This window comes from Sphingobacterium sp. SGL-16 (assembly GCF_011043515.1).
In the GTDB taxonomy this organism is placed as follows: Bacteria; Bacteroidota; Bacteroidia; order Sphingobacteriales; family Sphingobacteriaceae; genus Sphingobacterium; species Sphingobacterium litopenaei.
Genome location: NZ_JAAKGQ010000034.1, coordinates 24,489 through 38,523 on the forward strand (window position 1 = coordinate 24,489; position 14,035 = coordinate 38,523).

The window sequence follows — 14,035 nt, forward strand, 5'->3', positions numbered from 1 at the left end:
TCTAGTATCATTAACTTACGAGAAGTTTATATCCTCGTCCGTGAACATTCACAATTTCTACGCTTGTATCCTCTTTAAGATATTTACGAAGCTTACTTAAAAACACGTCCATGCTACGACCAGTGAAGTAATTATCATCATGCCATATTTTTTTCAGCGCTTCCTCACGAGTCAATACATCATTTTTCTTTAGACACAAGAGACGTAACAACTCGGCTTCTTTTGTAGAAAGCTTTTGTTGCTGACCTTTATAAGAGATAATTTGACTTGTATAATCGAAGAAATAATTTCCTATCTCGAATTTATCTGCAAGTTCTTCTTCTTTATCTTTTGAAGCTCTTTTCAATAAAGCGTTGATACGCAACAGTAATTCTTCCACGCGAAAAGGTTTGGTAATGTAATCATCCCCACCAAGCTCAAAAGCTTGGGTTTTATCTTCCATCATTCCTTTTGCTGTAGCAAATATAATTGGTATTGTGCTATTTATCTTACGAACTTCTTTGCCTAATGTGAAACCATCTTTCTTAGGCATCATGACATCAAATATGCATAAATCGAAATCATTCTTACGAAATTCTTCGATCGCTTTATCTCCATCTACGGATAATGTCACATCAAATTTCCCTTTGAGTTCTAGATAGTCTTTTAGTAGCTCACCTAGATTTGGGTCATCTTCTGCTAATAATATTTTTTGCATAAGTATATTTTTACTAAATCTTTATTTGCTTTTAAGCGGTAATATTACCTCAAAAGTTGTGCCTTTGTCTTTTTCACTTTTTACGGTGATTTTTCCGTCAAATCGTTTGATGATATCGCTCACATAGCTCAATCCAAGGCCGAATCCCTTTACATTGTGGACATTCCCCGTTGGAATACGATAGAATTGATCAAATATCTTCTCTTGTTGGTCTTTGGTCATTCCCATTCCTTTGTCTGAAACGGAAATTATTATTTTATTATTGGAATTATATGTTTTTACCGTAATATCAGGTGACTCCAGGCTATATTTAATAGCATTATCAACTAAATTAAACATTACATTTGATAGATGCAATTCATCGCCAATCACTAAATCCTTCTCTGCATACAATTCTTTAGTCAGTTTACCATTTACTTTGTCTATGCGTAAATACATACTATCTACGACATCTTCGACAATATTATTGAGATGAACATCAGTTTTCTCAATTTTTAGATCTTCTTTCTCCAGTTTCGCAATGTTCAATACTCGCTCAATATGGTTGCCTAGTCGGACATTTTCATCATAGATGATATTAGCAAGTCTGTTTACTCGCTTCTTGTCATCTGATATTTCTGGATCACGAAGTGATTCGCTGGCAATCATTATGGTAGCTACGGGAGTTTTGAATTCATGTGTCATGTTATTGATGAAATCCGTTTTCATCTCCGATATTTTTTTCTGTTTGAAAATAATGCTCAGAGTGTAAGCAAAACATCCAACCAAAAGAGCAAACAACGCGATTGTAGGTAAGAACAAGTAGCTTATATTTTTAGCTATTATATTCTTTTTGTTTGGAAAATAAATGGATAATCTTCCTCGAGATTCACCAATATCACCTTTAAATAGATCTGTAGTGTAGCGAGTTAACTTTTGAGGTTCTAATAATGTAGAAGGATCGGAAGTTTCATAGATCAATTTGAAATGATCACGAATCTCCATGTTAAACGGAGAATGAATATCCCTGCTGGATAATTCTTGTTGAATGAGCTGCTGAATCCTTCGTGTATTAATTCTCTTGTGTAGAGGCCTATTTGCCAGTTGAACACTCATGGCTACATCTTCGACCACACTAGCTTTTTTACCGCTAAGAATAGCGACAGAATCGAATAAGGTCGTAGGATTTGATTCGGCTAATAAATTCTCACGGATCCGATCAAGTTGACCCACCAAATCCGAAATTCTTCTATTAATCTTAACATCTTCTTTGGGAGGCAATGTTGCGATTTGATACCAGTTTACAAGACCTGTCAATAAGTCAAATTCCGAAATAACGTAACGTACGGAATCATCTTTTGCTGCAACTTTTGGTACTTGCCTGCTAGCAGATACGATTACATATGTGTTTGCAAGAGTGGTGCCTAATATCGGTTCTTGCTCTAATCTTATTTGGATAAACTTCCTGTTCGGTTTGATTTTATAATATGTTTCATAAAACCAGTTTTCGATTGGCGTAACATTTGGATATCTAGATTTTAACTCTTCATCCGCTTCTTTAAATTTTAAAAAGTTGGATTGTTGTTTTAATCTCAAACGATCTATCTCTTCTTGAATGCCAAGTTGTTGAGCAAGTTTTTGTTGTTTTTTCTGTTCAGCTATGTACTTGTCGCGATTGACCTTCGATTGTATTTTAGCAAAATCCAATACTTCCGATTTTTCAATTTCAGAAGCTACTTTAGAAAGAGATGTGTTTACTTTTTCGTCAAAAAGCTGCGATTCTTGAAAGTATGTCTCTCGTATAAAATAATATTGCATTGCCATTACGCCTAGTAATGCAATGGACATCAACCAAATAATTAACGAGATGCTTTTTTTCTTCATTTTATACAAAAATAAGAATGATTGCTACTTAAACCTTTCATTTAACAGAATTTAACTTGAAACCATCTGCATTAATTGATAACTTTAAATGATTAGTAACTAGCATAATTATGAAATCATTAATACTATTCTTGTTTTTTACAGGAATCTGCGTTTGTACCAAGGCACAAGAAGATAAGGAAAGCAACGATTCGAAATATAAAAGATTCTCGATTCCTAATATGTATGAAGTACATTTAGATTCATTAAAGAAGTCAAAACCCTTGAAATTAGATCCGTCTATACAAAAGGATGTCAATGCTATATCGATTCCAAATGCATATTCTAAGCAGGAAAATATAATGTATAATATGCCCATTAAGAAAGTAAGTGGAAAAGGGTTGGCACCAATGCCAGGAACTGAAAATTTAGATAAACTGGAAAATAGGCTTCTTCTAGATTCGTTGAAAACCAAGAAATAATTGAAATAAATAAGGCGAGATTTTTAAAATCTCGCCTTTGTATTTTATTGAACCACTGAAACTCGGATCGTATTTGTTTTCCCTTTTTTGTGTAGTGGAGTAGAAGCTGTGTTGATCACAATTTGTCCTGGATCCACTAATTGATTTTCTCTCAATAATTCGTTTACATCTTGGATAGTTCCGTCTGTACTTTCGAATTTTTTGTAGATGAATGTACTTACACCCCAAACTAAACTTAATTGATTTAATAATTTCGTATTACCAGTGAATACATAGATGTTTGTGTCTGGACGATAACTCGAAATTTCCATTGCAGTGTACCCAGAAGAAGTCATTACTACGATAGCCGAAGCTTTTGTTTTTTCTGCCAAGAAGATGGAAGAGCCGCAAATAGAGTCTTGAATGATAGTATCATCAGTAGATGAATCACTTTTTGCAATGTAGTAAGGGTAAGAAGTGGATTCAACGTGTGTAATGATTTTTGCCATCGTTTCGATAACGATTTCGGGAAATTCTCCAACAGAAGTTTCACCACTCAACATTACTGCATCAGCACCATCTAATACAGAGTTAGCAACGTCATTCACCTCTGCACGAGTAGGGCGAGGAGTTGTAATCATACTTTCTAACATTTGTGTAGCGATGATTACTGGTTTTGACAGGTTACGACATTTCTGAACGATGATTTTTTGAAGGCCAGGAACCTCTTCCATAGGCAATTCTACACCGAGGTCACCACGCGCTACCATTACAGCATCAGTAGCTTCGATGATGGCATCGATATTTTCGATAGCCTCAGGTTTTTCTATTTTCGCGATTACTTTTGCGTGGCTTCCTTTAGCAGCGATGATTTCTTTACATTGTTTGATATCTTCAGCGGAGCGAACGAATGACATTGCAATCCAATCTGCTCCATGATCCAAAGCAAAGTTTAAATTATCTAAATCTTCTTCGGTCAATGAAGGGATAGAAACTTTTGTATTTGGTAAGTTCACACCTTTACGTGAAGTCAAAATACCGCCGTGAACTACTTCACATACTACAGAATCTTTGTGGTTAGTCGATAGTACGCGCAATTGCAATTTACCATCGTCTAATAATATAATTTCGTTTTCTTTTACGTCATTAGGGAAGTTTTCATAAGTGATGTATACTCTTTTTTCATCACCTATCAATTCTTCGGTAGTCATTTCGATTTGGGAACCATTCACAAGGATTGCACCGCCTTCTTTCATTTTACCGATACGGATTTTTGGTCCTTGAAGATCGGCTAAGATTGCTACGTGAAAAGGATGTTCTTCGTTGATTTCTTTAATAGTGTTGATTACTTTTAAATGGTCATCTTGGCTACCGTGCGAAAAATTTAGTCTACAAACATCTACACCTTTTGCAATCAAGCGAGTTAAAACCTCTTTGTCTGCGGATGCAGGGCCTAGTGTTGCAACTATTTTAGTTCTTTTTTGAATTTTCTTCATTTGAGTTCTATTCTTTATTAAAAATCACACCCTTGTCTTATAATTTGTTAACGAAAGGATGCAGTATTTAGGCATAATTATTTTGTCTTTTTTCAGAGTGTAAAATGTACACTTTGTAAAGAATTTGCTAAAATATTAGATTTTCTTTAGATTTCAATGATGTTGGCTCAATTTCTTTTACCAACATTATCTCATTAATTGATTTTAAGTTGTCAACTAGCTTATTCAAATCTTCTGTGTCGATATAATGTTTGATCAACATGAAATAATCAAAATTAGCTATTTCAGGTATTAGAACGCCATTTTCCAAGCTTTTATTGTTGATGATATAATATTCGAACTCAAAATGTTCGCAACAATATCGATACATTGGAAAATGATGGGTTATCGTGATATTTTTATTTTTTTCTGTAATAATGTGATAATCTAATTCTTCCTGAGATTTAGATTTTAAATTTCCATTATGATCAATAGGAGATTCTTTTCCGAATTGGAATTGAAGACCTGTACGTTTATTAATAAAATGACAAAGTCTGTAATCTCTCAAGGAGGAGCTAATGCCTATTAAAGTAAAATCTAACTCTAAGTCGAAGTCAAGATCTAGTTTGAAAGTAACTTTGTTCAAAATTTTAGCTTAATATGTTTGTTATACGAAAATACAATAATTAATACGCATAAAGGAATTTTAAACGGTTAAAATTCAAACTTTTTTTGTTATTACTTGTTGGAATTAGTATTATTGAGTATAATATTATTAATCAAAAGATACAGCTGAAACGTACTGTAACAAGGTTGTCGTTCTTTTATTTTGTACCTAAATATCAAAAAGGTTTGATATTTGAGTAAATTTATTTTTCTTTGCACAGATTTATTAAACAATTAAACTATACAATCATGTCAGATATCGCATCAAGAGTAAAAGCAATTATCGTTGAAAAGTTAGGTGTAGATGAAAACGAAGTAACACCAGAAGCTTCTTTCACGAATGATTTAGGTGCAGACTCACTTGATACAGTTGAGTTGATCATGGAATTCGAAAAAGAATTTAACGTAGCAATTCCTGATGACCAAGCTGAAAACATCAGCACAGTTGGTGAGGCAGTTGCTTACTTAGAAAAAAACGTTAACTAACTAATTTTATTAGGCCAAAAATAATAAATGGAGCTTAAGAGAGTAGTTGTAACAGGATTAGGCGCGCTTACACCAATAGGTAACACGGTTTCCGAATTTTGGGAATCTTTAATTAATGGTGTAAGTGGGGCCGCTCCTATTACGCATTTTGATGCGTCTAAATTTAAAACTCAATTTGCTTGCGAAGTAAAAGGTTTCGATCCACATCAATTTATGGATCGTAAAGAAGCTCGTAAAGTGGATCCTTTCGTGCAATACGCTATTGCTTCTACTGATGAAGCAGTAAAGGATGCAGGATTGGATTTTGATAAATTAGACAGAAACCGTATTGGAGTAATTTGGGGATCGGGTATTGGTGGTTTGACTACTTTTACAGATGAAGTTGCTGGATTTGCTAATGGCGATGGTACACCACGCTTTAATCCGTTCTTCATCCCTAAAATGCTTGTAGATATTGCCCCAGGACACATTTCTATGCGTCATGGTTTACGTGGGCCTAACTTTTCAGCTGTGTCAGCTTGTGCGTCTTCGACTAATGCGATGATTGATGCTTTTACTTATATCCGTATGGGTAGAGCAGATATTATCATCACAGGTGGTTCGGAAGCAACAATCAACGAAGCTGGAATCGGTGGCTTTAATGCAATGCATGCATTGTCCACTCGCAATGATGATCCAAAAACAGCTTCACGTCCTTTTGATAAAGATCGTGATGGGTTTGTTTCAGGTGAAGGTTCGGGTGCAATTATTTTAGAAAGCCTAGACCATGCTTTGGCACGTGGCGCTAAAATTTATGCAGAAGTAGTGGGAGGTGGTATGAGTGCAGATGCTCATCATATTACTGCTTCACATCCTGAAGGTTTAGGAGCTAAGTTAGCAATGACTATGGCTGTTAAAGATGCAGGATTAGAATTCACAGATATTGATTACATCAATGTACATGGTACTTCTACTCCGGTAGGAGATATCAGTGAAACAAAAGCAATTGCTGATTTATTTGGCGATCATGCTTATAAATTAAACATTAGTTCTACCAAATCTATGACAGGTCACTTGTTGGGAGCAGCAGGTGCTGTAGAGGCAATCGCTTCTATATTAGCTGTTAAAAATGATATTGTCCCTCCGACAATTAATCACTTTACAGATGATCCTGAAATAGATAACAAATTGAATTTTACATTCAATACAGCTCAAAAACGTGTAGTAAATGCGGCTTTGAGTAATACATTTGGATTCGGTGGTCACAATGCAACTGTCATCGTTAAAAAATATAAAGGATAGTATTGAATAAGGATAAAGAGATAATAGGTAGTTTAATACATTAAACTACCTATTTCTTCTTTGTAGCATATTGGGAATGTCATTACAGATATATAAGTTATACTTTTCAAGAAATAGAGCCTATTATAAAAAGCTAAAAAACATACTTGGTTTTGTACCAGGGAATGTCAAGCTATATCAAATGGCTTTTCGTCATAAGTCTGTAGCCGTTCCTATCAAAGAAGGGGTCAAAAATAGTAATGAGCGTTTAGAATTCTTGGGTGATGCTGTACTGGGATCTGTAATCGCGGAATTACTTTTCAAATTGTACCCTTACAAAGGAGAAGGTTTTTTAACTGAGATGCGTTCAAAAATTGTATCTCGAGCTAATCTTAACCAGCTTTCCCGTAAGTTGGGATTTGATCAACTTATCCAATATGATTCCCGTATGATTTCTTATACTACAAAGCAAGGCTCTCTCTTGGGTGATGCCTTCGAAGCCGTCGTAGGAGCGATCTATTTGGACAAAGGTTATCAGTTTACTAAAGAATTTCTTCTTACCAGAATTATAGATCCGCATGTGGATATTGAGACACTCGAGGTTACAGAGTCAAACTTCAAAAGTCGTTTGATCGAGTGGTGTCAGCAAGAAGGTAAAGAAGTTGTTTTCAATCTTATCGAAAATCCTGAAGGAGAATCTTCTAAAATGTTCAGTATTGAAGTCGCTGTTGCTGGAGAAGTTTGTGGTATTGGTCGAGATTTTAACAAAAAAAGTGCAGAAAAATTGGCGGCTGAAAAAGCTTGTGAATTTTTGAAAATCATATAATTCTCTCTCTTGGCGATAATCTTTCGCTGTATTTTTTCATATTCGCTTTGTTATCTTACCTTTGCAGTATGGCAGCAATTAAACCATCATTAGCTAAAGGTACGCGTGATTTTTCTCCTGCTGAGATGGAGAAAAGAAATTATATCTTCAATACGCTAAAAACAGTTTTCAAAAAGTTTGGTTACAACGAAATTCAAACTCCTTCCTTCGAAAATCTATCAACTCTAACCGGAAAATACGGTGATGAAGGTGATAAATTAATCTTTAAAATCTTAAATTCTGGAGATTATTTGTCTAAAGTATCCGACGAACAATTGACAGAACGTAATTCCAATAAATTAATTCCTCATATTACAGAAAAAGCACTTCGTTATGATTTAACAGTACCTTTTGCAAGGTATGTTGTTATGCATCAAAATGATATTGCTTTACCTTTCAAACGTTTCCAAATTCAACCGGTTTGGCGTGCAGACCGCCCACAACGTGGTCGTTATCGCGAATTTTATCAATGTGATGTGGATGTTGTAGGTTCGGATAGCTTATTGAATGAGGCTGAATTTATTTTGATTTATCAAGAGGCGTTGCAAGCATTAGGCTTGAAAGATTTCACTATCAAAATTAATAATCGCAAAATTTTATCGGGTATTGCCGAGATTATCGGTAAACCAGAACTTATCGTTGATATGACTGTGGCTATTGATAAGTTGGATAAAATTGGTTTGGATGGTGTGAATAAAGAATTATTGGAAAGAGGATTTACCAACGAGGATTTGGAAACATTGAAGCCTATTATTGAGTTACAAGGTTCGAATGAGGAAAAGCTTTCGCAGCTAAAAACTGTATTAGCAACTTCTGAAAACGGTTTAAAAGGTATTCAAGAAATTGAAGAAGTCTTTGCTTATGTAAAAGCGTTCGCAGGTGAACAGATCTTGCCAAAATTTGTAGAAGTCGATATTACTTTAGCGCGCGGATTGAATTATTATACCGGTTGTATCTTCGAAGTGAAAACAAACGAAGTGGCAATGGGCAGTATTGGTGGCGGTGGACGCTATGATGACTTAACGGGCATGTTTGGGTTGAAAGGATTAACAGGAGTGGGTGTATCCTTTGGAGCGGATCGAATCTATGATGTGTTGGAAGAATTGAACTTATATCCAGAGTCAAATTCAACTAATACGAAAGTCTTGATTATCAACTTCGATAAAACTTTAGAATCATTTACCCTACCATTATTAGCTTCACTTCGTCAATCAGGTGTTGCCGCAGAACTTTATCCAACGGCTGCCAAATTGAAGAAACAAATGAGCTATGCTGACGCAAAGCGTATTCCATACGTATTATTGATTGGTGATGAGGAGAAAGAGTCGGGCTTATTAAGTCTAAAAAATATGGAATCAGGTGAGCAAGTGAAAGTGAGCAAAGAAGACCTTATCGCACAATTAAGTTAAGGGAAAAAAAATACATAGGATAAATTGGATAAATTTATTGTGTCGTAACAATTCCGACCTAAGTTTTTATCCATTTATGACAAAAATTACTTAAATCAGGAATTAAAAGTGTCATAATTATCGATATAAATTGTTAGATTTGTAATCGGTTAAGTAAGAAACAATACTTTAAAATGAGTTCAACACCTATAACAAAAGAGACATATCTAGAGTGGTATAAATCAATGCTACTCATGCGTAAATTTGAAGAAAAAGCAGGACAACTTTATGGACAACAAAAAATCCGTGGATTCTGTCATTTATACATTGGTCAAGAAGCTGTTGTAGCTGGTACTGTATCGGCGACAAGACCTGAAGACACATTTATTACATCATATAGAGATCACGCCCAAGCTTTAGCGAAAGGTGTATCTGCGAATGCATGTATGGCTGAACTTTATGGTAAAGCAACAGGATGTTCTAAAGGTAAAGGTGGATCAATGCACTTTTTTGATAAGTCAAAAGGTATGATGGGTGGTCACGGTATCGTAGGTGGTCAGATTCCTTTAGGCGCTGGTATTGCTTTCGCAGAAAAATACTTGGGTACAGACAATGTGAACGTGTGTTTCATGGGTGATGGTGCTGTACGTCAAGGTGCTTTGAATGAAACTTTCAATATGGCGATGTTATGGAAATTACCTGTAATCTTTGTTTGCGAGAACAATGGTTATGCAATGGGTACTTCTGTAAAACGTACTACAAATATGATGGACATTTTCAAAATTGGTTTAGGTTTTGATATGCCATGTGCGCCAGTAGATGGTATGGATCCAGTAGCTGTTCACAATGCTATGGATGAGGCTGTTCAACGTGCTCGTGCGGGTGAAGGTCCTACATTCTTAGAGATTCGTACTTACCGTTACAAAGGTCACTCTATGTCAGATCCTGCAAAATACCGTACTAAAGAAGAATTAGAAGAGTATAAAGGTAGAGACCCGTTAATTACAACTAAATCAGCTATTTTAGAGAACAAATATGCTGACGAGGCTTGGTTTGCTGAGGTAGAGGCTGAAGTGAAAAAAGTGGTAGAAGAATCAGTGAAATTTGCTGAAGAATCACCGTATCCTTCAGTGGATGAATTGTACAAAGATATCTATGTACAAGAGGACTATCCATTCGTAATGGACTAATACAACATTATTCAAGGTTTTTATAAAAGATATAATCTACTATAATACATGGCTGAAGTAGTAAAAATGCCTAAAATGAGCGACACGATGACCGAAGGGGTGATCGCGAAATGGCACAAAAAAGTTGGTGATAAAGTAAACTCTGGAGATCTTTTAGCAGAGGTTGAAACAGATAAAGCAACAATGGATTTCGAATCTTATCAAGATGGTACATTGTTATATATTGGTCCAAAAGAAGGTGAAGCAGTGCCAGTGGATGCTGTAATCGCTGTTTTGGGCGAGGAAGGAGAGGATTTCCAAGCTTTATTAAGCGGAGGAGATGCGGCTCCTGCAAAAGAAGAAAAATCTGAAGCTAAAGCTGAAGAAACTGAGGCTCCTGCTGCAGCGACTTCTACTGTTACAGCAGAAGACTTAGGCGTTACAGTAATTACAATGCCATTGTTGAGCGACACGATGAAAGAAGGTGTTATTGCACAATGGAACTTCAAAGTAGGGGATACCATCAAATCGGATGATGCTATCGCTGATGTAGAAACGGATAAAGCAACAATGGAAGTTACAGCGTATGCTGATGGAACGCTATTGTATGTAGGTTTAGAAGCTGGTGAAGCTGCAAAAGTAAATGATATCATTGCGATTGTAGGTCCTGCTGGAACTGACATTACTCCATTGTTGAATCAACCTGCTTCTGCTCCTAAGGCTGAAGCGAAAGAAGAAAAAGCACCTGAAGCATCTACTACTTCTGCTCCAGCGGCTACTGCTTCGACTTCATCTAATGATGACTCTAGAGTGAAAGCTTCTCCTTTGGCACGTAAAATTGCTAAAGAAAAAGGTATTAACTTAAATGATGTTAAAGGTTCAGCAGACGGTGGTCGCATCGTGAAAAAAGATGTAGAAAACTTTGTTCCTACAGCTAAATCAGAATCTGCTCCAGCTCAAGAATCTGCAAAACCAGAAACTAAAACTATTAGCTTACCAACTTTCGTTGGCGAGGAAAAATATACTGAGTCGAATGTTTCGCAAATGCGTAAAACAATCGCTCGTCGCTTAGGCGAATCTTTATTTACTGCTCCGCACTTCTATTTGACAGTAAGTATCGACATGGATAATGCTATTGCTGCACGTACGCAAATCAATGAGGTTGCTCCAGTAAAAGTATCTTTCAACGATATGGTAATCAAAGCGGTTGCAGTAGCGTTGAAACAACACCCTGCAGTAAACTCTTCATGGCAAGGGGATAAAATAAGATTCAACCAACATACCAACATCGGTGTTGCTATGGCGGTAGAAGATGGTTTATTGGTACCAGTGGTACGTTTTGCTGATGGCAAAACATTATCACATATCTCAGCAGAGGTTAAAGATTTCGCAGGTAAAGCGAAATCTAAAAAATTAACTCCAGCAGATTGGGAAGGTTCAACTTTCACAGTATCTAACTTGGGTATGTTTGGTATTGATGAATTTACATCAATTATCAATTCTCCTGATGGTGCAATCTTATCAGTAGGAGCAATCCAACAAATCCCTGTTGTGAAAAATGGTGCTGTAGTACCAGGTAACGTAATGAAATTGACTTTAGGTTGTGACCACCGCGTAGTGGATGGTGCGACAGGAGCTCAATTCTTACAAACATTAAAAGGATTATTAGAAGCGCCAATCCGTTTATTAGCGTAAAAAGATTGTTGCTTAGCATAAAAAGAAGCCACTTTACAAAATAAAGTGGCTTCTTTTTTGGTTTTTATTTGAGATTCCTTTTATATTTAATTGAATTGAAAAATCGTATTGTAGCGTGAATAGATTAGTTAGGTTAATAGCATTTTTTGTAAGTACAATTTTTATTATTTCGTGTAAGTCAGAAGCTAAAAAACAAGAGGAAGTATTGCAAAAGCAATCTGAATTAGATAGCATAGCTTTAATATATGATCCCAAAAATTTTGATCCTCGTGTGGATGAATTTATGCAAAAACTGCATAAACGATCAGGCTTCAATGGTAATGTATTAGTTGCTAAGAAAGGAAAAATCATTTATCAAAATTCTTTTGGATGGGCGGATTATTTACATAAAGATAGTTTACATATTGATTCTAAATTCGAATTAGCCTCAGTATCAAAACCAATGACAGCTTTAGCTGTTTTACAATTAATAGATAAAGGAAAAGTAGGGATCGATCAATTAGTTTCGGACTTTTTTCCAGGTTTCCCATATGAAGGAGTTACCGTTAGACAGCTACTGACACATCGTTCTGGAATGCCTAATTATGTGTACTTCGTAGATAAAATTTGGCCTGATCGTAAAATGGGAATGTCCAATACGGATGCAATAAATTTACTGATCGAGCATAAGCCAGGTCGATATGGTAAACCTGATGGTAGATTTCACTACAATAATTCCAACTATATGATGTTGGGTGCTATCGTAGAGAAAGTTTCAGGACAGGACTTTGACACGTATATGCAGGAAAATGTTTTTAAGCCTGCAGGCATGAAGAATACAGCTGCCTTATCTCGTGTTAAATACGATAAAATTCCTACCGATGTAATTGGGCATGATCGTGTATGGCGCAGATCTGTAGTACAGGATTATTTGGATGGGCCATTAGGCGATAAGGGGATTTACAGTACAGTAAAGGACATGTATTTGTTGGATAGAGCTTTGAAAGAAGGTCGTTTGTTAAAACCCGAATTGTTGGACTCTGCATATGTGCCTCGCTCGGACGCCAAGAGAGGTGTTTTTAGCTATGGCTATGGTTGGCGAATGTTTACTTCTGGTAAGGAAAAAATTGTCTATCACACAGGATGGTGGCACGGATTTAAAAATCTTTACGTAAGAGATTTAACAAATGATGTGACAATTGTGTTATTGTCAAATATGGTAAACGGAAGCTTAAATCAACTCGATGAGTTGTATAAAATCTTAGAAATGCCTATATTAAGACAAAATGCATATGATGCCAACGGCGGATTTGTGGAACATTAATATTATAAATTTAAGTATATGAAAAAGACATTGATTTTAGGAGCAAGCACGAATTCAGCGAGATATTCTTATTTAGTAGCAAATAAGTTAGTTAGAAAGGGATATCCCATTGTCAATGTCGGCCGTAAAGTAGGAGAGGTAGCAGGGGTAGCTATTGAGCCAGCCGAAGAAATTCATACAGACATTGACACTATTACATTATATGTAGGGCCTCGAAATCAGGCTCCTTATTATGATTATATTCTTAAGACTAAACCCAAACGTGTAATATTCAACCCTGGGGCCGAGAATCCAGAGCTATCTTCTATGCTGAAAGAGGCAGGAATAGAGCCTGTAGAAGCTTGTACATTAGTGATGTTAAATACTGGTCAGTATTAATATTAAAATTTTAGAGTTTATAAATATAAGACGCTTGTGAAATCAAATCACAAGCGTCTTTATTTTATGTAAAAGATTGACCCTTTGCTTGTAGTTGTCAATTGCTCTAAATTATACTAAGTCAGATTTTCTTATAAGTAGAAAATTGAACTTCTTTAGTTATCAATATTTATAAATCTTTCTTTAAGTTAAAATATTATATTGAATTTGAATATAGCCTGATAATGTAATTGTTCCCATACTTTATATAATTTTTTGCCAATCGAATCATATGGGTGATGTACGTCCTCTTCTTTTTATTATTAATGTGCTCTTAGAGATTTGTTTATTTTCAATTTTATAACACCTAA

The 14,035-nt window shown here is 35.6% G+C and carries 13 protein-coding genes; 9 read left to right on the plus strand and 4 right to left on the minus strand.

The window, feature by feature from the left end; all coding sequences use genetic code 11:
* Positions 1–10 precede the first annotated feature (10 nt).
* Together G5B32_RS11830 and G5B32_RS11835 are read right to left on the minus strand one after the other, a co-directional pair.
* Positions 11–697: a response regulator transcription factor gene (locus tag G5B32_RS11830; protein WP_165291738.1), complete on the minus strand. Its 687-nt coding sequence runs from the start codon at positions 695–697 to the stop codon at positions 11–13.
* Between the two features lie 21 nt (positions 698–718).
* Complete coding sequence (locus G5B32_RS11835) at positions 719–2,560, minus strand: sensor histidine kinase (RefSeq protein WP_165291739.1); 1,842 nt, start codon at positions 2,558–2,560, stop codon at positions 719–721.
* Positions 2,561–2,670: 110 nt separating this feature from the next.
* Here G5B32_RS11835 and G5B32_RS11840 point away from each other — a divergent pair, with 110 nt between their 5' ends.
* A complete protein-coding gene (locus tag G5B32_RS11840) occupies positions 2,671–3,021 on the plus strand; it encodes a hypothetical protein (protein ID WP_165291740.1) in 351 nt (116 codons plus the stop codon).
* A gap of 44 nt (positions 3,022–3,065) precedes the next feature.
* Here the strand turns inward: G5B32_RS11840 and pyk are convergent, their stop codons facing one another.
* Positions 3,066–4,496 (minus strand): pyruvate kinase, encoded by a 1,431-nt coding sequence (pyk, locus tag G5B32_RS11845; protein WP_165291741.1) that lies wholly within the window; start codon positions 4,494–4,496, stop codon positions 3,066–3,068.
* Positions 4,497–4,623: 127 nt separating this feature from the next.
* Positions 4,624–5,121, minus strand: coding sequence for an IPExxxVDY family protein (locus G5B32_RS11850; RefSeq protein WP_165291742.1), 498 nt, complete (start codon positions 5,119–5,121; stop codon positions 4,624–4,626).
* A gap of 269 nt (positions 5,122–5,390) precedes the next feature.
* Here G5B32_RS11850 and G5B32_RS11855 point away from each other — a divergent pair, with 269 nt between their 5' ends.
* The 8 genes from G5B32_RS11855 to G5B32_RS11890 all read left to right on the plus strand — a co-directional run bounded on the left by G5B32_RS11855 (position 5,391) and on the right by G5B32_RS11890 (position 13,685).
* Complete coding sequence (locus tag G5B32_RS11855) at positions 5,391–5,627, plus strand: acyl carrier protein (RefSeq protein ID WP_159633049.1); 237 nt, start codon at positions 5,391–5,393, stop codon at positions 5,625–5,627.
* Between the two features lie 27 nt (positions 5,628–5,654).
* The gene (gene fabF / locus G5B32_RS11860; RefSeq protein ID WP_165291743.1) at positions 5,655–6,908 is read left to right on the plus strand and encodes a beta-ketoacyl-ACP synthase II; all 1,254 of its coding nucleotides are present in this window, start codon (positions 5,655–5,657) and stop codon (positions 6,906–6,908) included.
* 76 nt (positions 6,909–6,984) lie between these two features.
* Positions 6,985–7,713: a ribonuclease III gene (gene rnc, locus G5B32_RS11865; RefSeq protein WP_165291744.1), complete on the plus strand. Its 729-nt coding sequence runs from the start codon at positions 6,985–6,987 to the stop codon at positions 7,711–7,713.
* A 68-nt stretch (positions 7,714–7,781) separates the two neighbouring features.
* On the plus strand, positions 7,782–9,161 hold the full coding sequence (gene hisS, locus G5B32_RS11870) for a histidine--tRNA ligase (protein WP_165291745.1): 1,380 nt from the start codon (positions 7,782–7,784) through the stop codon (positions 9,159–9,161).
* A gap of 173 nt (positions 9,162–9,334) precedes the next feature.
* Positions 9,335–10,330, plus strand: coding sequence for a pyruvate dehydrogenase (acetyl-transferring) E1 component subunit alpha (gene pdhA, locus G5B32_RS11875; RefSeq protein ID WP_165291746.1), 996 nt, complete (start codon positions 9,335–9,337; stop codon positions 10,328–10,330).
* 48 nt (positions 10,331–10,378) lie between these two features.
* Complete coding sequence (locus G5B32_RS11880; RefSeq protein WP_165291747.1) at positions 10,379–12,004, plus strand: 2-oxo acid dehydrogenase subunit E2; 1,626 nt, start codon at positions 10,379–10,381, stop codon at positions 12,002–12,004.
* 115 nt (positions 12,005–12,119) lie between these two features.
* On the plus strand, positions 12,120–13,307 hold the full coding sequence (locus G5B32_RS11885; RefSeq protein ID WP_165291748.1) for a serine hydrolase domain-containing protein: 1,188 nt from the start codon (positions 12,120–12,122) through the stop codon (positions 13,305–13,307).
* Between the two features lie 18 nt (positions 13,308–13,325).
* Positions 13,326–13,685 (plus strand): CoA-binding protein, encoded by a 360-nt coding sequence (locus G5B32_RS11890; RefSeq protein WP_165291749.1) that lies wholly within the window; start codon positions 13,326–13,328, stop codon positions 13,683–13,685.
* The last annotated feature ends 350 nt before the right edge of the window (positions 13,686–14,035 follow it).